Raw genomic sequence first — 24,691 nt, forward strand, 5'->3', positions numbered from 1 at the left:
GAATCTCTCCTGATTAGCGCGCGGCGAGGCCGCGAAGTTGAAATTGCGGATCGCCCGACAAAGCTGCCTGATGCAGCAGACAGGCAGCGCCCAATGCCGGACCGTCGGCCCCGACGCGCGACAGTTCGACCGTGGGAACGGGGTAACCTTCAGCCAGGAAGTCCAGCAAGAAAGCTTCCACCTGCTCGGCGACAAAGGGATAGACCGCATTGACCGAGCCGGAGAGGATGATGCGCTCCGGCTGCAAGGTGCAGGCAAGTGTCGCCAGGCCGCGGCCGAACCAGAGCGCCCAGTCGCGCGCGGTGGCAACGGCTGCCGGATCGCCGCCGGCAAGCGCTGCGACAAACTCATCCACGCCGGCGCGCAGTCCGCTTATGTGCAAATAGCGAGCCAGTAAAGCATCCTTGCCGACATAGGATTCCAGTCGGCCCGGGCGCTTCGCGTCGAAGACAAAACCTTCGTCGCCGATGCGCAGATGACCGATTTCGCCGGCGCCGCCGAGTCGGCCGCGATGCAGCCTGCCGGCATTGATGATGCCGCCGCCGACGCCGTTCTCGATCAGGATGACCAGGGCATCCTCATCGTCCTTTCCCGGCTGCGGCCGGTATGTCTCGGCCACCGCGACGGCATTGGCATCGTTTTCCAAGAGGATCGGAAAATCGTCGCCAAAGGCATTGCCCAAAAGCTCCGCTAGATTGACCCCGTGCCAGCCAAGGATGGTGGCATGGTATGAGACGCCATCAGCTGCGGGGAAGCCGGGCACGGCGACATTGAGCCCGTAGGGGCGCGTGCCTTCAGGCAATTGCGACCGGATCTCGGCAACGAGCTCCTTGATGATGTCGACCGCGGCTTCGGGCGTGCTACCGGGGCCGGCAAATGCCCTAGAGGCGCTCGCACGCCGCGCGCCGGCAAGGTCGACAGTCACGACTGCGATCCAGTTGACGCCGATATAAGCGCCAAGGAAGAAGCCGCCATTGCCTTCGATCTCGACCAGGATACCGGGACGGCCGACCCGACCCTCGCTATCCTGCTCGTCATCCGTTCCATCCGACCGCTCGCGCGCCAGACCGGCTTCGGTCAGCCCCAGCACCAGGGCGCCGGTGGTCGACCGGGTCAGGCCGAGATCGCGTGCGAGCGCCGCTCGGCTCAACGCGCCGGCACGAAACAGCGCCGCAAGTGCCCTCGTTTCGTTCGGCCGAAGATCGGTCGACACCAGCACGTCGTTCTCCACAATTTGTTTGATTTGCATACTAATAGAATTTCTAGGCGGTTTGAAAGACCCAAGGTTGGGTGCATTGCAACAAGATATTCAGCATCCCCAAGCCCTTTGACCCAAGTTTCAAACGAGGATTTGTATCAGAAACTTACAAATTGGCATGGGAGGATGCGTGCCGGTTCTAGCGCGTCTCGAACATATCGTGAAGGATTTCGGTGCCGTCCGCGCGCTGGACAATGTGTCGCTCGACATCAATGAGGGCGAGGTTCTCGGCCTGATGGGCGACAATGGTGCCGGCAAATCGACGCTGGTCAAAACCATCGCCGGAAATTTCCAGCCGACGTCCGGCGCCTCCCAAGCCTGTCCTCCGGCGCATCGGCCGGGGGACATCTCTTCGAAGGCAGGCTTGCAGTTGGGCCGGCCCGCTTCGCAATCAGAGACTGCCTGTGTCCCTCCAGCAGGCGATCAGATGACCGTCGCCGGCCTGCCTGACGGGTGGTTGCGCCTTTCGGCAATCGGGCAGCGCGACAGGACAGCGGGCGGCAAAGGAGCATCCGGAGGTTTCGGCATCGTGTGCCGCGACGTCGAGCTGAGCCGGAGCCCTCGGCGCCGTCTCATCCGAGGAGGCGGCCAGAAGCAGCTTCGTGTAGGGGTGGTTGGGGCCACGGAAAATCTGCTCGGATGACCCCGCCTCGACCAGCCGGCCGCGATAGAGCACGCCGATCCTGTCGGCCATATAGCGCACCACCCTGAGGTCGTGGCTGATGAACAGATAGGTGGTGTCCTTGTCGCGCTGCAGGTCGTTGAGCAAATTGAGCACGGTCGCCTGCACGGAAACGTCGAGCGCAGAGGTCGGCTCGTCCAACACCACGAGCTTCGGCACGCCGGCAAAGGCGCGCGCAATCGCCGCCCGTTGGCGCTGGCCACCAGACAGCGATCTCGGCTTCTGGTCGACGGTCGTAGCGGCAAGACGAACCGAGGCCAGGAGATCGCCGACACGCTGCTTCACCTCGCTGCGGCTAAAGCCGGCGAGCCGCCGCAGCGGACGGCCGAGGATCCTGCCGATCCGCTGGCGCGGATTGAGCGTGCGGTCGGGTGACTGGAACACCATCTGCACGTCGCGCCGTTCGCTCAGGCTTCTTTTCTCGACGCGCGGCGCGACAGTGCTGCCGAACAGCTCGACCGACCCAGCGTCCGGCGTCTGGAGGCCAGTCACGATCCTTGCCAATGTCGACTTGCCGGAGCCGGATTCGCCGATCAGCCCGAACGTCTCGCCCTGGGCTATCTCCAGGTCGATATCGTGCAGGACGGCCTGGGAGCCGAAGGCGTGGCTGATGCCTTTGCAGGCGACGGCGATCGGACGTGCGGCTTCCGGTTGATCGCTGCGGACAGGCTTCGACGGGCCGGTTGTGTGCATCTCGGCCAGCCTGCCGTCGCGCTTGGTGAAGTTGAGCGCCGGGATCGAGGCGATCAGCGCCTTGGTGTAGGCGTGAACAGGGTTCTCGAAGACATCGTTGGCGATGCCGCTTTCGACCACCGTCCCCGACTGCATCACGGCCACCCGATCGCAGGCCCGGCGGACCATGTTGATGTCATGGCTGATCAGCAGAACGCTGGTTTGGTGATCGCGGCGCAAGTCCTGCAGGATGGCGACGATCTCGGACTGGACGCTGGCGTCAAGCGCCGTCGTCGGCTCGTCCAGCACCAGCAGCGACGGGTCGAGCGCAATGGCAATCGCGATGTTGGCGCGCTGCTGCATGCCGCCCGACAATTCGTGCGGATAGAGATCGAGCACCCGCTCCGGATTGCTCACCCTGACGCGGCCGAGCAGCTCGGCGGCGCGGGTGCGTGCTTCGTCCTGCCGAACCGGGCGATGCCGCATGATCGTCTCGGTGATCTGCCGGCCAATCGTCATGGCCGGATTGAGCGCCGCACCCGGATGCTGGTAGACGGCCGCGATGCGATCGCCCCTTAGCCGGCGAAGCTGCTCGCCGGAGAGATTGCGGATCTCGCGGCCCTGGAACTCGAGCGCCGACGCGGCGATCCGGGCGTTACTCGGCAGATAGCGCAGAATAGCGAGTGCCACCGAGCTTTTGCCCGAGCCGGACTCGCCGACAAGGCCGAGCGCTTCGCCTTCGCCGATGGTGAGCGACACGCCGTTGACGGCCGGATGCGATCCCCGGCGTTCATCATAGGCGACGGTGAGCTGCTCGACGTTCAGAACCGATGACGACATGTCTTGCTGAAACCACTTTCTTTCGGCGCGGTCTTCGAGGGCAATCGCTTCCGCTTTCGCGCCGCACAATCTCTATAAAATTACTCGAATTAAGCTGGAGCGCAATCTACCTTTCACCGCTCAGGAGAGATTGTCGCAGCCGGTCGAGGCATCGCGACGGTCGCCTGAAGCAGTTCTGCAAGGAGACCGGCATGGCACGCGACCACATGATCCTCAGCGCGTTTTTCTTCAATCCGCAGGGCGATCATCGCATGTCGTGGCGCCATCCGCGCGCGCCGGGCCGCGAAGTGCTCGACTTCGACTTCTACCGCGATCTCGTCCAGTCTGCCGAGCGCGCCAGGATCGATACGATCTTCGTCGCCGACCATGTCGCGATCTGGGATTCCGTACAGAGCGGCGTAGCCCATTACGCCAATGCCCGCCTGGAACCGCTGACGCTGTTGTCGGCGCTTGCCGGCGTGACCAGGCATATCGGCCTCATCACCACCGCCTCGAGCTCCTACAGCGAGCCCTACAATGTCGCCCGCATGTTTGCGTCGCTCGACCATATCAGCAAGGGCAGGGCGTCTTGGAATGTGGTGACGTCGGCCATGGACGAGGAGGCCCGCAATTTCGGCCGCGACGGCAATATCGAGCACGCCTTTCGCTATGAGCGCGCCACCGAATTCCTCGATATCGTCAAGGCACTGTGGGACAGCTGGGAAGACGAAGCCCTGCTTATCGACAAGGCATCGGGCTATTTCGCCGATCCCGACAAGGTCCATGCGATCAACCACAAGGGCCCGCACTTCAAGGTGCGCGGACCGCTCAATGTCTCGCGCCCGCCGCAGGGCCATCCGCTGATCGTCCAGGCCGGCTCGTCCGAAGACGGCAAGAATTTCGCTACCGCGCATGCCGATGCGCACTTTGCCATCTACAGCACCAAGGAAGACGGCATCAAATATAGGCAGGACATCAACGAGCGCCTCGCCCGTTACGGCCGCAAGCCCGAGAGCTTCAAGATCCTGCCGGGCATCCTGCCGATCGTCGCAGCTTCCGAAGCGGAGGGACGCGAGCGGCAGGAGTATCTGCAGAGCTTGCTTCCCGATCGGGTCGGCATCGACCTTCTCTCGAGCTGGAGCGGCGTCGATCTCTCCGTATATCCGCCGGACGGCCCGCTGCCGCCGCTGCCGGACGAGAGCACCTTCAATGGCGGCCGCACCTCGCTCAATCGCGTCAAGGAATGGTCGAAGCAGAACCTCACTCTGCGCGAGATCGCTCGCAAGCTCGCCAACAGCGGTTCGGTGCCGACCGTCGTCGGCACACCGAACCAGATCGCCGATCAGCTGCAGGACTGGTTCGAGGCAGGTGCCGCCGACGGCTTCAACCTGATGTTCCCGCTGCTCCCGGAGGATTGGGTGAATTTTGCCGAGCAGGTCGTGCCGGAACTGCAGCGCCGCGGCGTATTCCCCACCGAATATGCGCCGGGGACGCTGCGTGATCGTTTCGGCCTGGCTCGGCCGGCCAACCGCTTCGCCGAACAGCGCGACAATGTGCGCGCCGTATCCTGACTTGGGGCAACTGATATGACCGCAGCGCCAAAACTTCAGCCCCGCGAAGCCACGGCTCCGCAGCTCATCAATGTTCTGCACAGCCCCAAGCGCATTCGGGTCAAATTCGCCGGCCGCACCATCGCCGACAGCCGCAACGTCCTGGTGCTGCGCTCCAACCATTTTCTGCCGATCTATTTCTTCCCGGCCTCCTCGGTGGACCGCTCGCTCTTGAAGCCGTCCGAGCGTCGCCAGCCGCATCCAGTCGGCGGCGAAACCACCTATTGGGACCTGGAGACGGGATCGAAAGCTTCTCCCAATGCGGCCTGGTCGTTTGTCGCGCCGCAGGATGAAAGCCTGTCGCCACTGGCCGGCCGCATCGCCTTCACCTGGAAAGCGGTCGACCAATGGTTCGAGGAGGAGGAAGAAGTCTTCGTCCACGCCCGCGACCCATACGCCCGCATCGACGCTCTGCAGAGTTCAAGCCATGTCCAGATCTGGTTCGACGGCGAACTGATCGCCGACAGCCATCGCCCGGTGCTGCTGTTCGAAACGCATCTGCCGACGCGTTTCTATTTGCACCCGGACGATGTCAGGCTCGACCGGCTGACCGATTCGGACAGCACGACGCGCTGTCCCTACAAGGGCATCGCCTCCTACTGGTCGGGCCGGCGCGCCGACGGCTCGGTAAGCCCCGATGTCGCCTGGAGCTACCGCGATCCCATTGCCGAAATGCCCAAGATCAGGGGCCTCATCGCCTTTTACCCGCAAGCCGTCGACCGCATCCATCTCGACGGCGAACCAGTCGCTTAAGCCATTCAACAGTCATTTCAGACAGGGGTTTCAAAATGACCAAACGCAACGACATCGATACGCTTCGCAATCTGTCCGGCGACATCTGGAACGTCGCCGTCGATGAGCACCAGGCCGGCTTCCTCAAGCGCCGCGATCTGCTGAAATACGCAGCCTTGATCGGCCTCACCGGCTTTGCCGCCTCGCAGGGACTTGCTGGTTTCGGCACGGCGCGCGCTGCCGGCGCCGGCGGCACGGTCCGCGTTGGGCTCGGACAGCCGACCAAGGCGATCGATCCCGTCTCCATCACCGATCCGGCCAGCATCGGCGTCATCAGCCAGGTCGGCGAATATCTCATCCTCGACGATCCCAAGGACGGTCTGCAGCCCAAGCTCGCTCTGTCGTGGGAGGCCGACGAGACCGCCAGCCGCTGGACCTTCAAATTGCGGCCGGGCGTAAAATTCCACGACGGCCGCACCGTCACCGCCAAGGATGTGGTGGCGAGCTTCGAGCGGCTGGTCGATCCGGCCAGCGGTTCGTCCGCTTTGTCGGCCTATAAGGGCATCCTGTCCAAGGGCGGCGCCAAGGTCGTCGACGACCAGACAGTCGCCTTCGATCTCGACGGGCCCAACAGCAACTTCCCCTTCTATGTCTCGTCCGACGTCTACAATGCCGTCATCCTGCCGGCCGACTATGCCGGCGATTTCGAGAAGAATTTCAACGGCACCGGCCCGTTCAAGCTCGAATCCTTCCGCCCCAAGCAGGGCGCCAGCTTCGTGCGCAACCCTGACTATTGGGGCGACAAGGCGCTGCCCGACCGCGTCGAAATCAAGTTCTTCGACGACGAGCAGGCGCAGGTGCTGGCGCTGCAGGCCGGCCAGCTCGACGTCATCCCGAGCACGACCCGGCTGGAATTGGCGATCGAGGGCAATCCCAACTTCAAGCTGCTCAGCGTGCAGGCAAGTTCGCATGACGAGGTGCATCTGAGGACCGACCAGGCGCCGTTCACCGACAAGCGCATCCGCCGCGCCTTGGCGCTCACCATCGACCGCGAGGCGGTGGTCAAGGGCTTGCTCAAGGGCCGCGCCATCATCGGCAACGACACCCCGTTCGCGCCGATCTTCCCCTCGGCCGATCCGTCGGTACCGCAGCGCAAGCAGGACATCGCCGAGGCCAAGCGCCTGCTTGGCGAGGCCGGCGTGCCGAACGGCTTCCCGGTGACGCTGACCACCGAGCGCGCCTATGACATTCCCGATTATGCCGTGCTGATCCAGAATTTTGCCAAGAAGGCCGGCATCGACATCAAGCTCAACGTGCTGCCGCAGGACGCCTATTATGGCTCGGCGAAGTTCGGCTCGTCGCCATGGCTCGATTCCAATCTCGGCATTACCGATTTTGGCCATCGCGGCACGCCCGACATCTTCCTCAACGCGACGCTGAAGAGTTCGGGCGCCTGGAACGCCGCGCATTTCAACAACCCGGCCTATGACGGGCTGCTGCTCGAATACGGCAAGGCCCGCGACCTTCAGGCGCAACGCCTTGCCGCGGGCAAGATCCAGACCTTGCTGCTGGACGAGACGCCGCTGATCATCAGCTACTTCTCGCAATACAGCCGCATCGTCTCGTCGAAGGTCGAGGGCGTCCGCTTCACGGCAATCTCGCATCTGCTGCTCGATCGCGTGACGTTCGCCCAGGCATGATTGCGAGACGTCCAGCCACTCCGGGCACCGGAATCCGATGCTGACCGGCCGCACTGTGTCGGTGCGGGCAGCCTCGCTTCTGCTCACGCTGTGGCTGGTCAGCATGCTGGTGTTCTTCGCCGGGCAGGTTCTGCCCGGCGATGTCGCCCGCCTCATGCTCGGGCCGTTCGCCGATGCCGAGGCCGTCGCGGCGCTGAACAGGCAGCTCGGCGCCGACCAGCCGGTGCTCGTGCAATACTGGCACTGGTTCAGCAGCGTGCTGTCAGGCGACTTCGGCACCTCCCTGTCGTTGCGTTTGCCGGTGGCGCCCTTCGTTCTGGAAAGCCTCAAGCGCTCGGCGGCCCTTGCCGGAATTATCCTCGTCTTTCTGTTGCCGCTGGGCATCGGTGCCGGCATCGTCGCCGGTCTCAACCAGGGCCGCTTTGTCGACCGCCTGATCGTACTCGCCGGCGTGTCCTTCGGCATCGTCCCGGACTTCGTCTCCGGCCTGCTGTTGCTCATCGTCTTCGGCCTGTGGCTGAACTGGTTCCCGATCACCGGCGCTGCTCCCGATGGCGCCGGGCTGTGGGTCAGTGGCTATTATCTGATCCTGCCGGCGCTGCCGCTGGTGCTGAACCTTGCCGGCTACATCGCCCGCATGACGCGGGCCGGTGTGATCGAGGCGCTGGCCGCCGACTATACGCGCACCGCCGTCCTGAAAGGCCTTGAGCGTCGCGAAATCCTCATCCGGCACGTGCTGCGTAATGCGCTGACGCCGACCATCGCCGTGCTGGCGACGCAGACCGGTTACATGCTTGGCGGGCTGGTGGTGATCGAAGCGCTGTTCGGCATACAGGGTCTCGGCAATCTGGTGCTCAACGCCGCCAAGTCGCGTGACTTCCCGATGCTCGAAGCCGGCGTGCTGGTCATGGCGACCATCTTCGTGCTGTCGGCCGCGGCAGGCGATCTCGTGAATGCCTTGCTCGATCCGCGGCAGCGCCGCCGTGTTTCGCCATGATGGAACTGATGGAATTGCCGGAGCGCCGTACGCTGGGCTGGCGGGCAGCAAGTCGCATCCGCGAGACTGTTTCGCAGCTGCCGCCCTCGGTGATCGTTGGATCGCTGATCCTGCTGTTCTGGGTCGGCTGCGCCGTGTTAGGCAGCCTGTTTGTGCCCTACGATCCCTATGCCGAGGATTTCCTCGTCATGCTGGCGCCGCCTGATGCCGCGCACTGGTTCGGCACCGACCAACTTGGCCGCGACGTGCTGTCGCGCATCGTCGTCGGCTCGCGTGACATCCTGCTGGTCGCGCCGGCAGCAACACTGCTCGGCGTTGCCGCCGGCAGCGTGCTTGGCCTCGTGCTCGGCTATTTCGACGGGCTGATCGACGCCATCGGCGCCAGGCTGCTCGACACGCTGATGGCCTTTCCCTTCATCGTCCTCGTCACCATGGCGCTGGTCGCGCTTGGGCCATCGAACCTCACCGTCATCCTTGTGATCGGCATCGCCTATGCCCCGCTGGTGGCACGGACGGTGCGTGCCGCCGTGCGCGAGCAGCGCGAACGCGACTATGTCAGCGCCGCCCGTCTCGGCGGCGAGAGCGCTCTTTCCATCATGTTCCTCGAGATCCTGCCTAATGTCAGGGAAACCATCCTCATCGAGCTGGTCACAAGGCTTGGCTACGCCTTCTTTTCGATCGCCACGCTGAGCTTCCTCGGCCTCGGCATCCAGCCTCCCTCAGCCGATTGGGGACTGGCGGTCGCCGACGGCTACGGCTTCCTGACCGGCGGCAAATGGTGGGTGGTGATCTTCAACTCCGCAGCCATCGTTTCGCTTGTCATGGCAACCAATCTGATCGCGCAAGGCATGGGCGCCTTCGAAAACAGCGATCGGTGAAGAGCGGAACGCTCAGCAAAGCTGACGCGCAATCGCGGACCGTGCGCTAAAATCGTTCCTCGTGATTCGGCTCTGACAGGCCTCAAAGAAAGGAACGGCATGAGCAAGGCCCTCATTACATTCGCATTGGTCGCGGTGCTCACCGCATTGCTCATGGCGCTCAGCCTGGCGGTGGCCAGGCACGGCTATCCCTATGGCGCGATCGGCGTGAGGCGGCTGGACGGCATTGCCGATGCCCGCTCGTTCCTGCCGCTCGCCGCCGTCTATTTTTTCGGCGCCATGCTGATGATGATCCTGCCGATCCGCGCCGCCGGCATCGTCTTGACCCATGCTGCGGATGCGCTGTTCTGGGCGGTGATTGCCCTGTTCGCCACAATTGTCGGCTGTCTCGTCGCCCGCTGGGCTTTCGGCCAGAGCAGCGTGCTGTGGGCGCTCCTGAACTGGCGTTTCCTGTTCGCCGCGGCCATCGTTGGCAGCCATTTCACCATGAACGGGCTGCGCCGCAACATCCTGCTCAGGAGCTTGTTCTTCGTCATCTTCGCCGCGGCGACGCTGGCTTGCCTGTTCTGGACTTTTCCGACCTGACAGGGCCGCTTCATATTGTCCATCTTGAGGTCGCGGCTTTCATAGCCGCGCGCCATCGGCTATCCAGTCCGCAGCTAGATTTCAGCCCTCACAGTGTCGTCATTTGTCTGATAAATAATTCAGGCATACGGCACCGCCAGCGAACCAATACAAGGAAACCGCGACATGAGCCTGTTTCGTAAAAATCTGATCGATGGCGAGTGGGTGGGCGAGGCCGGCTCGCGCAACATCAATCCCTCGAACACGGGCGATGTCGTTGGCGAATATGCCTCGGCCGGCGCCGAACAGGCAAAGCAGGCCATAGCGGCGGCCAAAGCCGCCTTCCCGGCCTGGTCGCGTTCGGCGCCGCTGGTGCGCCACGCCGTGCTGAAAAAGGCGTCGGACGAGATCATGGCGCGCAAGGACGAGATCGGCCGCGCGCTGTCGCGCGAAGAGGGCAAGACGCTGGCCGAGGGCATTGGCGAGACCATCCGCGCCGCCCAGATCTTCGACTTCTTCGCCGGCGAGACGCTGCGCCTGTCGGGTGAATTGGTGCCCAGCGTGCGCCCGGGCGTCGGCGTCGAGATCACCCGCGAGGCCGTTGGCGTCGTCGGCATCATTACGCCGTGGAATTTCCCGATCGCCATTCCCACCTGGAAGATCGCGCCGGCGCTCGCCCACGGCAACACCATCGTCTTCAAGCCGGCCGAATTGGTGCCGGAGAGCGCCTGGACCATTGTCGACATCCTGCACCGCGCCGGCCTGCCGAAAGGCGTGCTCAATTTGGTCATGGGCAAGGGCTCGGTGGTCGGCCAGGCCATGCTCGACAGCCCCGACCTCAACGCCATCACCTTCACCGGCTCGGTCGGCACCGGCAAACGCGTGGCCGCGGCCAGTGTGGAGCACATGCGAAAGTTCCAGCTCGAAATGGGCGGCAAGAACCCGATGGTCGTGCTCGACGACTCCGACCTCGCCACGGCGGTCGAATGCGCCATCAACGGCGCCTATTTCTCGACCGGCCAGCGTTGCACGGCCTCTTCCCGGCTGGTGGTGACCGAAGGCATTCACGACCGCTTCGTCGCCGCGCTCAAGGAGCGACTGGAAAAGCTCGTCATCGGCGATGCGCTCGATGCAAAGACGCAGATCGGGCCGGTCGTCGATGCGAGCCAGCTGAAGCAGGACGAGGACTATATCGCCATCGGCAGCCAGGAAGGCGCCAACCTCGCTTTCGGCGGCGAGCGACTCGATCGCGAAACGCCCGGCTTCTATCTCCGGCCGGCGCTGTTTACCGAGAGCACCAACGCCATGCGCATTTCGCGGGAAGAAATCTTCGGCCCGGTAGCCAACGTCATTCGCGTCAAGGACTATGACGAGGCGCTTGCGGTTGCCAACGACACGCCCTTCGGCCTGACCTCCGGGATATGCACCTCTAGCCTCAAGCATGCCACGCATTTCCGGCGCAATTCCGAGGCCGGCATGGTGATGGTCAATCTGCCGACCGCCGGCGTCGATTTCCACGTCCCGTTCGGTGGCCGAAAGGGATCGAGCTACGGCCCGCGCGAGCAGGGCCGCTATGCCGCGGAGTTCTACACCACGGTGAAGACAGCCTATACATTCGCCGGCTGATCGACGGGTGACCCGATGGCAGCGGCGAAAGAGGACCTGACCTGGCTCAACCCGCCGCCGCACCATGCCTTCGGCGATGGCATCGTGCATGTGCGCACCGCCGGGGAAACCGACTTCTGGCGCGAAACCTTCTACGGTTTCTGGCGTGACAATGGCCATTTCCTGTATCGGCCGGTCGAGGGTGACTTCAGCGCCGAAGTCACGGTCAAGGGCGACTACAAGGTGCTCTACGACCAGGCCGGGCTGATGCTGCGGCTGAGTGAAACGCACTGGATCAAGGCCGGCATCGAATACACCGACGGGCTGGCTTACTTTTCGGTGGTGGTCACCAACGACACCTCGGACTGGTCGCTGCTCAGCATTCCCACCGGCCCCGACGGCGTGCGCATCCGGCTGACCCGCCATGCCGAGGCGATCCGCATCCAATATCTTGATACCACCGATGGCAAGTGGAAGCCGGTGCGGCTGGCTTATTTCCCGATCTCCAAATCCGTCGATGTCGGCATGATGTGCTGCTCGCCGCAGCGCGAAGGGTTTGAGGTAACATTCTCCGGCTTTACTGTCGGCCCGCCGATTTCCAGGCAATTGCACGACTGACGGCCATATCGATGGCGGACTAACCGTCTGCCCGATGCTGGAAGAACTGCAAAAACAGCTCCCGTTCGGTGGTTATGTCGAGCTTCTCGTAGATGCGGCGGCGGTGGTTCTTCACCGTGCCGACGGCGATGCCGAGCCGTTCCGCGATGTTGGCGGTCGGATGTCCCGCCAGGATCAACTGAACCAATTCCCGCTCGCGCAGCGACAGTTCCGGCCACAGGCTCGCAGGAATGGTCGGCTCTTGCCGGGGCGAGGCGCCGGGGCCGGTCGGCGCCGATGTGCGGGAGAACTCGGTGCCGCGCGCCTTGATGTCGAGCGCATGCAAGGCCTCGAACACCGGCAGCCGCTCGTCCAGCAGGGCGATTTCGCTCTCCTTGAAGGTGGAGGTCGAGCGGTCGAGGAAGATGCCGAGGCACCAGTCGCCGCCATCGGCCAGCATGATGCCGACCTCGTCGCAGATCTCCGACTGCGCCAGGAAGCCGGCTATGTACTGGCCGCGTTTGGCTTCGTCGTCGGCAAGCCGCTTCAGCGGCAGGATGCCCAGCCGGCGTTCACGCCGCCACGAGGCATAGAACGGGTCGAAGACGTAGTAATTGTCGAGATAGCGCCGGACCATCTCGTCGGAGAAGCGCCGGTGCTTGATGAATTCCGGCGTCTGCGTCGCCGAATATCGGGTCACGGTGACGAGATCGTGCTCGATATCGGCGCCGATCAGGTCGATCAGGCAGTCGACATGCCTGTCCGTACCGGTGGCGGCAATCGCCCTGGCGAGCGGCCCCCAGATATTGCCCATGCGCATGCCCTTTTCTCGGCTATCCCGGTCCGGCGGACATTGTGTCTTTTGGCATATGGCGCAAGGCCGCCCAAGGAATCTAGCTTGAGCCATCCTACAGCAATCCTGAGGCGACCGTGACCCAACCCAACCTCACCAGCCCCATCGTCGGCAATCCAATCGTCATCGGCATCGACGCCGGCGGCACCATGACCGACACGATCCTTGTCGACCAGGACGGCCACTTCAAGATCGGCAAGTCGGCAACCACGCCGAAGAACGAGGCCGAAGGCTTCCTCGCATCGGCCGAAGACGCGGCCGACGCCTGGGGCATCTCGCTGGAGCAGCTGTTCTCCGGCGTCAACGTCGTGCTCTATTCCGGCACCGGCATGCTCAACACACTGTTGTCGCGCACCGGGCGCCGGCTTGGCCTGATCACCACCAAGGGTCTGGAAGACATGATCCTGATGGGTCGCGGCCTGCAGGCCTGGGCCGACTATTCCTATGCCGACCGGCTGCATGCGGTGACCCACCATCATCCCGATCCGCTGGTGCCGCGCCGTCGCACCCATGGCGTCACCGAGCGCATCGACCAGTTCGGCGACATCGTGCTGCCGCTCTACGAGCATGAAGTCGCGATTGCGGCCAGGAAGCTGATTGCCGACAAGGTCGAGGCGATCTGCATCATGACCATCTTCTCGCACGTCAATCCGGTGCACGAAAAGCGCATCGCCGAGATATGCCGCGAGGAGGTGCTGAAAGCCGGCGCCGACATCCTCATCTACACCAGCCACGAGGTCCGCCCGGTCATCCGCGAACAGTCGCGTCTGAACTCGGTGCTGATCGAAGCCTACGCGACGTCGCGCGGCCGCAAGCAGCTTAGGGGTATCGAGGACGTTTCGAAAAAATACGGCTTCAAATACGGCGTGCAGACGCTGCTGTCCTTTGGCGGCCTGACCTCAATCAACCATCCGCGCCTGCACGAAACCATGATTTCCGGCCCGATCGGCGGTATTCTCGGCGCGGCCTATGTCGGCAAGCTCATCGGCAACGACTCCCTGATCTGCTCGGACATGGGCGGCACCTCCTTCGACATGGGCGTCATCTCGCGCGGCCAGACGCGGATCGAGAACGAGCCGCTGATGGACCGTTTCAAGCTCAACGTGCCGACCCTGCATCTCGACACGATCGGCGCCGGCGCCGGCATGATCCTCAAGGTCGACCCGCTGACCAAGAAAGTCTCGCTTGGGCCGGAAAGCGCCGGTTCCGACCCCGGCCCCATCTGCTTTGCCAAGGGTGGCACTGAACCCACCATCGCCGATTGCGACGCCATACTAGGCCGCCTCAACCCGTATTATTTCCTCGGCGGCAAGGTCGTCTTGCAGGTCGAGAAGGCGCGCAAAGCGTTTGAGGAAAAATGCTCCAGCATCCTTGGCGTCGGTGTCGAGGAGGCTGCCGAAGGCATGATCGACATGCTGGAAGCCGATGCCAACAACGCGCTGCGCCGGGTCATCTCCGGCCAGGGCATCCATCCCTCGGAATTCACGCTGCTGTCCTATGGCGGCTCGGGTCCGCTGCATCTGGCCGGCTGCTCCAGGGGCATCGGCTTCAAGGACATCATCACCTTTCAGTTTGCCGCCGCCTTCTCGGCCTTCGGCTGCACCACCGCCGATTTCATGCGTCGGCATTCGGTGTCGACGCAGCACGACATTGGCGCCCGCGCAAGCGATGACGAGCTGCTCGCTTTCGGCAAGAAGGTCACCGACGTCTGGAATGATCTCACCAAGGCGGCGGTCGACGAGATGATCAGCGACGGCCATATCAGAGACAAGATCAAGACCGTGCCGTTCCTGATGATGCGCTACACCGGCCAGCTCGAGGATGTCGAGGTCATGGCACCGCTTGCCGAGGTCAATTCGGCTGACGACATGCGCAGGGTCATCGACGAGTTCGAGGCGGGCTACGCCAAGGTCAACCATCGCGTTTCGCGCTATGGCGAAGCCGGCTTCACCATCACCGAGCTCGGATTGATCGCCACCGCCGACAAGGTCAAGCCGGTGCTCTTGAAGCGCCCGCTCGGCAAGTCGGCCCCGGCAGCAGCGCACAAGGGCGTGCGCGAGGCCTATATCGGGGGACGCTGGCACAAGGCCAATCTCTACGAGATGGACCTACTGCAGCCCGGCCATGAGGTGATCGGTCCGGCCATCATCGAACATCCCGCGACGACGCTCGTCGTTCATCCGCAGGACCGTGTCCATGTCGATGAATGGACGCTGCTGCACTACACCCATTCTTGAGAGGGCACCGCCATGTTGGACAAACCTGCCTCGGCCCTGCGCCTTCGCGAACGATTGCTCGATTCAGAACGGCTGATGGAAGAGACCGGCTGCTATGACGGCATCACCGAGCTCACCTTGCGCAACCAGGACCCGCTGAAATTCGAGACGCTGCACACCAAGCTGCGCGCCTATTGCGTCTCGGCCCGCGAAATGGCCCGCCGCATCTCGGCCTCGCCCGGCGTGCGCGAAGTCGGCGAAATGGTGGTGGCGATCTATACGCCCGAGGGCGATGCGATCGCGCTGTCCAACGGCATCATGGTCCACGTCCACACGATGAGCCGCTTCATCAAATGGATGATCAAGAACAATTACGAGGAAAACCCGAAGATCCGCGAAGGCGACATCTTTGCCAACAACGATGCCTTCATCGGCACCGTGCAGGTGCCCGACGTCATGGACGTGGTGCCGATCTTCCATCAAGGCACGCTGGTCGGCTGGGCCGGTGCGGTCTGCCACGAGCTCGAAGCCGGCGGCATCACGCCCGGCGGCGACGTCTGCTTGGCGCAGGAGCGCTTCACCGAAGGCCTGTTCGTCTGCGCCGAGAAGATCGGCGAGAATGACGAGATCCGCCGCGACTACGTCATCCGCTGCGAGCGCAATCTACGCATGCCGATCTACTGGGTGCTCGACGAGAAGGCCAAGGTCGCCTCCTGCATCGACATGCGCGAAAGCGTCAAGCAGCTGATCTCCGAGATCGGCCTCGACTACTGGATGAAGGTGTCGAAGGAGTTCATCGAGGAGGGCCGTCGCGCCCAGCTCGCCCGCACCCGCCAGCTCACCGTGCCCGGCATTTATCGTGGCCACACCTTCTACGGCCATGTCACGGCGGGCAAGCCCGGCTTCCAGCTGCTTGGCGATCCCGACTGGCTCTACAACATCCCGATCGAGATGGAGATCACCACCGACGGCAAGATCACCATGGACTTCGAGGGCACGCAGCCCTGGGGCTACCATTCGATGAACTGCACGCCGGCCGGCATGGATGGCGGCATGTTCGTCACCTTGACCCAGCACATGAATTTCGAGGGCCTGGTCAATGACGGCGCCTGGATGGCGACCGAGCTGAAGCTGCCGCACGGCACCTGGACCAACCCCGACAATGAGATGGTGGCGACCGCCACATCCTGGGCGCTGCTGCTGCCGGCCTATGGCGTGTTCCAGCGCCTTTTGTCGCGCGGCTTCGTCGCGCGCGGCTTCGTCGAGGAGGCCTTCGTTGGCCAGGTCAACAGCCCGATGATCGAGATGGGCGGCGAAAGCCAGTACGGTACGCCGTTCGGCATGGCGCATTTCGAATGCGCCGCCGCCGGCTCCGGCGCGCTGGCCATCGCCGATGGCCTCGACACCGCCTATGTCGGCTGGAATCCGGAATCCGACATGGGCAACATCGAGGTCTGGGAACAATCGATGCCGATGGTCTATATCGGCCGCTCGATCGTCCCCAATTCAGGGGGCGCCGGCAAATATCGCGGCGGCTGTTCCTTCGTCTCGACCTGGCTGATCAACAAGACCTCGCACCTGCGACTGCACACCTCGGAACACTCCTCGCGGGTATTCGACAATGGCGGCATGTGTGGCGGCTATCCCGCGCCGACCTGCCAGAAGCATCGCGCGGTACGCAATTCCAACATCCATGAACTGGCGGCAAAAGGCGAACCGCTCGCGCATGCCCCAGGTATCGATCCGCATGTCTCCGACTACGAGAAGAACATCGGCGGCGACCATGCCGTGGTCGAAGGCCCCTACATCACCTCGCCGCACAAGTCGGGGGACATCTTCAGCCATTCCTACAATGGTGGCGGCGGTTACGGCGACGTGCTGGAGCGCGATCCGGTCAAGACCGCCTGGGATGTCGAGAACGGTTTTCTCACCCGCCAGGCGGCGATCCAGATTTTCGGCATCGTGCTGAAGGACGACGCCGAGGGTTATCCGGTTGCCGATATCGACGCCACCGTCGAACGTCGTGCCGCCATGCGCAGAGAGCGTCTGGCCAAGGCGATCCCGGTTTCCGACTGGATCGCTGCCGAACACGGCCGTGTCGAGAAGGCCGACTTCGCGCCCGAGGTGAAGAAAATGTATGCCAGCGCGATCAAGCTGTCGTCGCGCTTCACCAGGGATTTCAGCGATTTCTGGACCGTCGACGCCAGATCGATCTTCATGCCGGGAGCAAAGCCATGACCTCGTACAGCAAGGAAGTCCTCGGCGATCTCTCAGCCGGCAAGCTCCCCTGGCCTCAGACAAAGCGCATCATGAGCGCCTACAAGGACGACGACCGCTTCTTCAAGATGCTCGCCGTCTATCAGGACCGTGTCACCTGGAAGGACCCGATCCTGCTGCCGGTCTCGGATCACCTGTTCATCTGCCAGAGCGGCGACGAGCGCATCACCCGTTGCGAATGCGGCCACTCCTTCGGCGACTACCGCAAGAACTGGAAGCTCAAGGCCGCGATCAACGTGCGCAACACCGAGGCAGCGCTGCGCGAGATCTATCCCAACAGCGATATCCCCGATCCGCAATGGATGGAAATCCGCGAATTCATCTGCCCGCAATGCGGCACCATGCACGAGGTCGAGGCGGCAGCACCCGGCTATCCGATCGTGCATGATTTCGAACCCGATCTCGAAGGCTTCTATCGCGAGTGGCTGGGCAAACCGCTTTAGCGACGTGGTGACCAGCGCTGCAGGCAAGGTAGCGCTCGTCACCGGGCTGGGTCTAAGACTATGGCATCAAACGTCGGCATCGGAGATTCACTGCCCATGACAGACCTTTCCGGCCGCAGTGCGATCGTCACCGGCGGGTTTTCCGGCATGGGCTTCGCCATTGCGACGGCGTTGGCGCAGGCCGGCGCAAATGTAGCGGTCGGCTCCTACATCGCCCCCGCCGGCGCCGACAGAACCGACGCCGCCTACTATCCCGGCGCCGATGAAATCGAGCGCGTGCGGTTGGCCCTGTCGGCACACGGCACCAGGGTTTATGCCGCCCATCTCGATGTCCGCGACAGCGATGTGACCAACCGGTTTGCAGCCGACGCGCAGGCCGCCATCGGCCCGGGAGACATACTGGTCAATGCCGCGGGCACCACCGCCGAACAGCCGGTCTGCGGCCATTCCGACGCACTGTGGGACAAGATCGTCGACACCAATCTGAGCGGAGCGTTCCGCGTCACCCGAGCTGTGCTGCCCGGCATGATCGAGCGCGGCTGGGGCCGTATCGTCAACATCGGCTCGACAGCGGCTTCCGTCGGCTGGAAGGACAACCCGGCCTACTGCGCCTCGAAGGCCGGGCTGCTCGGCCTTACCCGCTGCGTGGCGCTGGAAGGCGCCGCGCACGGTGTCACCTGCGTCATGATCAGCCCGACCTGGGTCGAGACCGAACTGATGCGCCGCAACGTGGCGCAGGTGGTCGAGCGTGAGGGCAACGGCAGAACCGCCGAGGAAGCGATGGCCGAGATCGCCAAGGGCAATCCCCAGCAGCGCATGCTGCAGCCGCAGGAAATCGCGGCTCTAGCCGTGTTCCTGTGCTCGGATCTGGCCAAGGGCATCACCATGGAAAACATCCAGATCACCGGCGGAGCGCTGTGGTAGCGGCCACAGTTTGAATTTTCGAACGAGCGAGCCGCATTAACGCCATTTGTCGGTTGCATGTTCGTTTTGGCCCTGCCTGCGGCAACTTTACCCCTCGCGGCAAATTTACCATTGAGTGACAGGCGATAGAGGTTATATTGTGCACTGCACAATGGATGCCCGCTGATCGGGATCCGGCAAGGGCAGGTTCCGGCGATCGCGCATGACGCAGAAAAGCCGACCATGGGCGCTTCAGCCCAGCTGAAAGGCGGCAGCATGAGGAATCCGGTACGGATATGAAGATCCCGAAATCCATTCTGATCGATCCGGACAACAACAAGGCCTATGCCGCCTTCGCCGTTGCGGTGTCGGTCTTTGCCTTCGCCTACTCCACTAATTTCGGCCAGATCCTGATCCTCGCCTACTATCTGGTATGGCTGCCGCTGCTGTTCGTCGACTACCGGCGTTTCGCCCGCGATCTCTCCAGCGCCTGGCTGCCGCTGCTGTTTGCGGCCTATGTCTGTTTGTCGCTGTTCTGGTCGCAAGCGGCCGGCACCAGCGCGCGGGCGGGGCTGCAATATTTCTCCCACATGCTGTGCGCCTACATCGCGGCGCGCACCATCAGCACGCGCACGCTGGTGCTGGGCTCGCTGATCGGCATCTTCATCGTGCTGCTGTATTCGCTGAAGGTTGGCGCCTATGCGCTCGACACTATCGACGGCACCACCAATTTCGTCGGCGCCTTCGGCTCCAAGAACCAGATCGGCTTCTTCGCCTCGCTCGGCATCTTCTTCTGCTTCGCTTTTCTGGCCTTCTACCGGCGCAACTGGATGAGCTTCGTCTGGACCGCGCCGATCATCCTGCTGTCCGTCTATATGCTGGCGATCGCCCACTCGGCGACGTCAGTCGCTTCGCTTCCGGCGGTGATCGGTGTCGTTGCCTTGCTTGCCATGAGCAAGGTTCTGTCACGCCGCTACCGCCGCGTGCTGTTCGTCGTCGGCGCTACGGCGCTGGTGGGCGGTGTGATGGCTGCGCTGAACCTTGGCTTGCTCGATGTCGTGCTCGGCATCTTCGGCAAGGATTCGACGCTGACCGGCCGCACCTATCTCTGGGAACAGGGCTGGGCCGCCGCGCAGCAGCGTCCGGTGCTCGGTTATGGCTATGCCGCCTACTGGATCCAGGGTTTTGCCGATCCGGAACGGCTCTGGGCCGAGTTCTACATCTCCACCCGCACCGGCTTCCATTTCCACAACACCTATATCGAGACGCTGGTCGAGCTCGGCTTCATCGGCGTGACGATGCTGGCGCTGATCATCCTGCGCTCCTTCTGGGGCCATGTTTCGAAGGTGGTGTTCGGTGACTGGAGCGCCGATTCGGTGGTGCTCGCCGGCGCGGTCGGCATGATGCTGATCCGCTCCTTCTTCGAGGTCGAGATCCTCGGCCCCTATTTCATGGCCTCGTTCATCGTCTATTACGGCCTGTTCAAGCTGCGCCCGGTGCCGCTCGCCAGGGCAAGGCGGGCCTATGTTCCGGTGCCGGACGAGAACACCGCCAACGGCCGCATGCCGGCGCGCGTCTGACTTGCTTATCTCAGGCGACGGCGCGCTTGCGCAGCATCAGCCGCTGCAGGAAGCGGCGCAACGGCTCGTCATAGACGCGCGTGGCGATGTCGGCGATGACGATGACCGAAACCGCCATGACGATGCCGAACCAGGGATGATGCGCGAACGGGTCGATCGCTGCGGCCTTGCCCGCCCCGGCGATGATCATCAGCAGCGGCGTGTGGATGATGTAGATCGGGTAGGAAATCCGCCCCAGCCAGCCATAGAGGCCTGACAGGCGCGGCGCCGTCGGCGCAATAGTGCCGACCACCACCAGCGCCGGGAAAACAAAGACGACGCAGGCGAGATCGTAGGCGACGCGCGCGCCGCCGGCCGGCGCGATGGCAAAGACGACGAGCGTCAGTGCGATCGCGGCCTCTATCCACCAGCCGCGCCGCAGAAAGCCGAGCCCGCTTTGATAGCCTGTCATGGACCGGCAAAGCAGCACGCCCAGGAAGAACGAGAAACAGACGCGCGGCAGGCCGCTGATGATGGTCGAGCCGGTCATGCCGAAGTCGAGGGTGCCGGCCACGATCGAAGCGATGACCAGCAGCACCAGACTGACGGCAATGAGCGTGCTCAGCACGCGTTTCGTCAGCAGGAAGAAGACGGCGACATAGGCTATGTTGACGATCAGCTCGAAGAACAGCGACCACGACGCGGGGTTGAGCGGAAAGATCGTGTGATAGGCATCGCTGACCAGCGGGATGAAGAACATGCCGGTCGTCAGCATGGTGCCAATCTCGGAGATCGGCATGTATTCCGCCGGAATCAGCCGGTTCTTGACGACGAGATAGAAGAAACCGAGCAGCGTGCCGGCGAGGTAGAGCGGGTAGAGGCGTATCAGGCGGATCGCCACGAAGGTGCCGACGCCCATGCCGTTTTCGATCTTGCGGTCATAGGCATGCGCGATGACGAAGCCGCTGAGCAGGAAGAACAGGTCGACGGCCAAATAGCTCGACGGCAGCACCTTGCCGGCGGCCAGGAACGGCGAGAAGTGGTAGAGCATGACGCTGATCGCCGCGACGCCGCGGATGGCATCGAGATTGAGGTAGACGTGGCGCGGTGCGGCGGGCTGCATGGAATGCCTTCAAGCGGTCGAAAAACGGAAGTTCCCGCCCGCACCCTGGCGCGAACGAGCCGAACTGGTTCCTCCCGCCTCCATCGCGCGGGCCTCGCCGAGCGAGCCCGAGCGCTAGAGCAATTCCGGGAAAAGTGGGAAACGGTTTTCCGTCCGGAATTGCTCCAAACAAACAGGTTACTGGCTGGCCGTCGGCGCCAGCTTCACCTTGATGACGTCGCCCGGCAGCACCGGCGTATCTTCCTTGGCGTCGATCTCGCTGGTCTTGCCGTCCGTCACGCGCACCAGCGAATAGATGAGCGCCGGCTCTTCATTGTGGTTTGTGATGGCGGCGGTCGTGGCCGGGTCCGATGCCTGGGCCATCAGGCCCTGTTGCATGTTGACCCTGAGTGCGGCTTCGTTGAGGTCTGCTTCGACCTGCTGCCGGTCGGCGGCAAGTCTCGAGTTCAACGTGTTCTGGGCATCGATGGCATCCTGCGTCGCCTTGCTGACCGACTGCTTGGCGGTGAGGATCGCCGTCTCATAGTCCAGGATCTTGCCCTGCAGATCGGTGACCGACTGTTGCGAGGAAAGCAGGCGTGCGTTGGCGACCAAGCCCTTTTGCGCCAGCGGACCGATACTGTCCGCCTGCTGCTGCGCCAGGTCGACCTGCTTTTGCTGGTTGACGATCTTTTTCTGCAGCGCCTCGATTTCGGACTGCAGGACCCCTTTCAGATCGTCAAGCGCCTGCAGCTTCAGCTTCAACGCTTTCTGGTCGGAGATCAGGATCTGCATTTCGTCGGCGACGATTGTCGCCAGGCGCGGGTCGCCCTCGACTTCCTTAGGCGCCTCGAAACTCTCCTTGCCGGCGAGATCGGCATCGATGCGGGCACGCTTGACGATCAACCGCACGCGCTGGTCGTCATAAATGTCGAAATTGCCCTTGGCGGTGATCAGATCCTTGCCGAGCTGGGTGCCGAAATCGGCGTTGCGCCGGATGCCGCCGGCGATGCTGATCGCCTTGAGCACGGTCAACTCCGGCACATAGGGAAACTGGCCAGGCGTCTGGATCTCGCCCGAGATGTAGAACGGCCGGAACTGCACCATTTCCACCGAGGCTTCCGGCTTGTCCGACAAGGCAAGCTTGCGCTGCAGGGCGACGCTGATCGCGGTCGCAACCTCCGACGTGGTCTTGCCGGCGGCCGGCAGTTCGCCGACGAACGGCACCGACAAATTGCCGGCTGGACCGACCGAATATTCGCCGTTTACCGCCGACCAGTCACGGAACGTGCCTTCCACCGTCTGCCACTCGGCGACGCGGATGTTGAGCTTGTCCTGCGAGCCGAGCCGGTACTCGTCGGCCATGGCCGGAACCGCGAGCGACAGAGCGAGGCACGTGGCGACGAGCCGTGCCGGCCGCATCGGGCCGGCAAGGCGAAAATACGCTGATATGTCTGTTTTCAACTGAACGTTTCCGATCCGTTTTGGCCCCATCCGCCCGATAGGCCTGCTGCCGAGTGCCTCCTTCGGAACCTGGCAGAATACTATGGCTGCAATGCGAGACCGGCCCATCGCCGAATAGCTTTGGACCGGATTGGCTTCGGGCCGTACCGGCCCGATTGCTGACCAGTTGCGGTCGGTCAGTAGGAACCGCGCGACATCCACACCGCAGGCACGGTCTTGAGGATGATGCGAACGTCTTCGAACAGCGACCAGTTCTCGACATAGTGACGGTCGAACGCGACGCGACTGTCATAGGAGACATCGTTGCGTCCGCTGACCTGCCAGAGCCCGGTCAGGCCCGGCCGCGACTTCAAATAATAGACCGCGGCGCTGCCGTAGATCTCAAGCTCGTCGCGCACCACCGGGCGAGGCCCGACAAGGCTCATGTCGCCCTGCAGGATGTTGATGATCTGCGGCAGCTCGTCGAGGCTGAGCTTGCGCAGAACGGCGCCGACGCGGGTGACGCGCGGATCGTTCTTCAGCTTGCGGGTCGCGATCCATTCGGCGTTGGCTTCCGGATTGGCCGCGAGATAGGCGGCCAGCACACGTTCGCCGTCTTCGACCATGGTGCGGAACTTGAGGCAGGGGAAAATCCGCCCACCGCGTCCGATGCGCTTGTGGCCGTAGAAGATCGAGCCGCCGTCGGAAAGCTTGACCAGAAGGGCCACCATCAGGAACAGCGGGCTAAGCGCCACCAGGCCGACAAGTGAACCGAAAATATCGAAACTGCGCTTCAGCAGCCCGCCGATGGGTGGCGGAAAATCTACGCCGACATGCGAAAATGCCGCATTGGCCGACTTGGCAACGTCCCTCATGCAAAAGCTCCATACGTTGAACGGATGGTTTATGCCACGATACCAAAAAAATGCTGCAGCGCAACACACAATTTCCCATATGGCTGAAATAGTCACGTCAGGAATTGACTAAATAATAAACCCTCCTTGCCCAAATTTTGCCCTTTATGGCGGGTTTGTGACGAATAATTAGCAACCGTAGGAAATGTAATGCATTTTTTCGGCGGGTTTTGGGCAAATCGTCCTTTGCCGCAGAGGGAACGGCTTTAACTGATTTTCGAATCACTGGCTTTGCTAAATTAATCAAGTAAAATACTAATCAACGTTGTAGATTCTACTGTAGTATAAAGCGCATGACGAGTTAGGTCACCACCCCTGCGTGTGCATCGCAGCATGGCGGAGTCCAAGCCGCCGCCAAGCCGAAAATTATTGCAGGTTGCCCTTGCCGTCAGTTTCGCGCCTTAATAGAGTCGCAAATTATTCCTGATAGAGTCTGGATGGGTTGGGAAGGCCGGAAGCAACCGGCCGAAAAAGAGCAGCTAAATAAGCTCGCATGGCGAATGGGGAGATACTCGGGTGGGTAAGTCATCGCTTTTGCATGCTCGGGCCGGTTGACGGGCCGCCGAACATGTCATTACCAAAATTCGTCATTGGAATGGTTTTCGCCCTCGCGATCGTGGTCGCGTGGTCCTATGTCGACGGCGCGACGGTCACCACAACGGTGCTTCGCGTCATCGGCTGCGCTGTCCTCATCCAAGTCGGTTATTTCCTGCTGGTGTATGTTATGATCGCCAGGAGCGCGCCGACATCGGCCGACAGGGCTCGCGACGCCGAAAGAAGCCTCGGCGCCGACAAGGCGGTTGAAGGCGAGAAGCTCTCGGCGAGGCGCAGCGTGCATTGAACAGTCTGAAGCCGCAAGGTCGGCCT

General features: G+C 62.8%; 20 protein-coding genes and 1 pseudogene. 15 read left to right on the forward strand and 6 right to left on the reverse strand.

Annotated features, from left to right (window positions below; genetic code table 11):
* Positions 1-13: 13 nt before the first annotated feature.
* The gene (locus AC3EMP_RS06580; protein WP_352500282.1) at positions 14-1,249 is read right to left on the reverse strand and encodes an ROK family transcriptional regulator; all 1,236 of its coding nucleotides are present in this window, start codon (positions 1,247-1,249) and stop codon (positions 14-16) included.
* Positions 1,250-1,388: 139 nt separating this feature from the next.
* Here AC3EMP_RS06580 and AC3EMP_RS06585 point away from each other — a divergent pair.
* Positions 1,389-1,568 (forward strand): annotated as a pseudogene (locus AC3EMP_RS06585) (ATP-binding cassette domain-containing protein); the annotation flags it as partial.
* An 81-nt stretch (positions 1,569-1,649) separates the two neighbouring features.
* Here AC3EMP_RS06585 and AC3EMP_RS06590 read toward each other — a convergent pair.
* Positions 1,650-3,452, reverse strand: coding sequence for a dipeptide ABC transporter ATP-binding protein (locus tag AC3EMP_RS06590; RefSeq protein ID WP_352710252.1), 1,803 nt, complete (start codon positions 3,450-3,452; stop codon positions 1,650-1,652).
* A gap of 191 nt (positions 3,453-3,643) precedes the next feature.
* Here AC3EMP_RS06590 and AC3EMP_RS06595 point away from each other — a divergent pair, with 191 nt between their 5' ends.
* The 8 genes from AC3EMP_RS06595 to AC3EMP_RS06630 all read left to right on the forward strand — a co-directional run bounded on the left by AC3EMP_RS06595 (position 3,644) and on the right by AC3EMP_RS06630 (position 12,135).
* Complete coding sequence (locus AC3EMP_RS06595) at positions 3,644-5,002, forward strand: LLM class flavin-dependent oxidoreductase (protein ID WP_023668832.1); 1,359 nt, start codon at positions 3,644-3,646, stop codon at positions 5,000-5,002.
* 15 nt (positions 5,003-5,017) lie between these two features.
* Entirely contained in the window at positions 5,018-5,794 is a 777-nt protein-coding gene (locus AC3EMP_RS06600) for a DUF427 domain-containing protein (RefSeq protein WP_352710256.1), read from the forward strand.
* 35 nt (positions 5,795-5,829) lie between these two features.
* A complete protein-coding gene (locus tag AC3EMP_RS06605; protein WP_023703589.1) occupies positions 5,830-7,473 on the forward strand; it encodes an ABC transporter substrate-binding protein in 1,644 nt (547 codons plus the stop codon).
* 37 nt (positions 7,474-7,510) lie between these two features.
* Positions 7,511-8,470, forward strand: a complete 960-nt coding sequence (locus AC3EMP_RS06610; protein ID WP_031196280.1) for an ABC transporter permease — start codon at positions 7,511-7,513, stop codon at positions 8,468-8,470.
* On the forward strand, positions 8,467-9,348 hold the full coding sequence (locus tag AC3EMP_RS06615) for an ABC transporter permease (RefSeq protein WP_023707792.1): 882 nt from the start codon (positions 8,467-8,469) through the stop codon (positions 9,346-9,348). Before AC3EMP_RS06610 ends, AC3EMP_RS06615 begins: the two co-directional genes overlap by 4 nt.
* Positions 9,349-9,447: 99 nt before the next feature.
* Entirely contained in the window at positions 9,448-9,933 is a 486-nt protein-coding gene (locus tag AC3EMP_RS06620; RefSeq protein WP_023745190.1) for a hypothetical protein, read from the forward strand.
* A gap of 165 nt (positions 9,934-10,098) precedes the next feature.
* Positions 10,099-11,538, forward strand: coding sequence for an aldehyde dehydrogenase family protein (locus AC3EMP_RS06625; protein ID WP_352842900.1), 1,440 nt, complete (start codon positions 10,099-10,101; stop codon positions 11,536-11,538).
* 15 nt (positions 11,539-11,553) lie between these two features.
* Positions 11,554-12,135: a DUF1349 domain-containing protein gene (locus AC3EMP_RS06630; protein ID WP_023738080.1), complete on the forward strand. Its 582-nt coding sequence runs from the start codon at positions 11,554-11,556 to the stop codon at positions 12,133-12,135.
* Positions 12,136-12,154: 19 nt separating this feature from the next.
* Here AC3EMP_RS06630 and AC3EMP_RS06635 read toward each other — a convergent pair whose 3' ends face one another.
* On the reverse strand, positions 12,155-12,934 hold the full coding sequence (locus tag AC3EMP_RS06635; protein WP_023834390.1) for a helix-turn-helix transcriptional regulator: 780 nt from the start codon (positions 12,932-12,934) through the stop codon (positions 12,155-12,157).
* Between the two features lie 110 nt (positions 12,935-13,044).
* Here AC3EMP_RS06635 and AC3EMP_RS06640 point away from each other — a divergent pair, with 110 nt between their 5' ends.
* The 5 genes from AC3EMP_RS06640 (at position 13,045) to AC3EMP_RS06660 (ending at position 20,386) form a co-directional block, all read left to right on the forward strand.
* Complete coding sequence (locus AC3EMP_RS06640) at positions 13,045-15,204, forward strand: hydantoinase/oxoprolinase family protein (RefSeq protein WP_352710266.1); 2,160 nt, start codon at positions 13,045-13,047, stop codon at positions 15,202-15,204.
* Positions 15,205-15,216: 12 nt separating this feature from the next.
* Entirely contained in the window at positions 15,217-17,421 is a 2,205-nt protein-coding gene (locus AC3EMP_RS06645) for a hydantoinase B/oxoprolinase family protein (protein WP_352710269.1), read from the forward strand.
* On the forward strand, positions 17,418-17,903 hold the full coding sequence (locus tag AC3EMP_RS06650) for an acetone carboxylase subunit gamma (protein WP_023729650.1): 486 nt from the start codon (positions 17,418-17,420) through the stop codon (positions 17,901-17,903). The genes AC3EMP_RS06645 and AC3EMP_RS06650 overlap by 4 nt, the downstream gene beginning before the upstream one ends.
* A gap of 96 nt (positions 17,904-17,999) precedes the next feature.
* A complete protein-coding gene (locus AC3EMP_RS06655; protein WP_352459279.1) occupies positions 18,000-18,827 on the forward strand; it encodes an SDR family NAD(P)-dependent oxidoreductase in 828 nt (275 codons plus the stop codon).
* A gap of 275 nt (positions 18,828-19,102) precedes the next feature.
* Positions 19,103-20,386: an O-antigen ligase family protein gene (locus AC3EMP_RS06660; protein WP_023689977.1), complete on the forward strand. Its 1,284-nt coding sequence runs from the start codon at positions 19,103-19,105 to the stop codon at positions 20,384-20,386.
* A gap of 10 nt (positions 20,387-20,396) precedes the next feature.
* Here AC3EMP_RS06660 and AC3EMP_RS06665 read toward each other — a convergent pair whose 3' ends face one another.
* From AC3EMP_RS06665 to AC3EMP_RS06675, 3 genes are all read right to left on the reverse strand, one after another.
* A complete protein-coding gene (locus AC3EMP_RS06665; RefSeq protein ID WP_352597312.1) occupies positions 20,397-21,488 on the reverse strand; it encodes an acyltransferase family protein in 1,092 nt (363 codons plus the stop codon).
* Positions 21,489-21,665: 177 nt separating this feature from the next.
* Positions 21,666-22,889 carry a polysaccharide biosynthesis/export family protein gene (locus tag AC3EMP_RS06670; RefSeq protein ID WP_032894632.1) on the reverse strand — a complete coding sequence of 408 codons (1,224 nt, stop codon included), beginning with the start codon at positions 22,887-22,889 and terminating at the stop codon, positions 21,666-21,668.
* 218 nt (positions 22,890-23,107) lie between these two features.
* The gene (locus AC3EMP_RS06675) at positions 23,108-23,785 is read right to left on the reverse strand and encodes a sugar transferase (RefSeq protein WP_023668816.1); all 678 of its coding nucleotides are present in this window, start codon (positions 23,783-23,785) and stop codon (positions 23,108-23,110) included.
* A 607-nt stretch (positions 23,786-24,392) separates the two neighbouring features.
* Here AC3EMP_RS06675 and AC3EMP_RS06680 point away from each other — a divergent pair.
* Positions 24,393-24,665 (forward strand): exopolysaccharide production repressor protein, encoded by a 273-nt coding sequence (locus AC3EMP_RS06680; RefSeq protein WP_023711266.1) that lies wholly within the window; start codon positions 24,393-24,395, stop codon positions 24,663-24,665.
* Positions 24,666-24,691: the final 26 nt, after the last annotated feature.

The sequence above is a fragment of the Mesorhizobium sp. P160219 genome, from assembly GCF_057786095.1.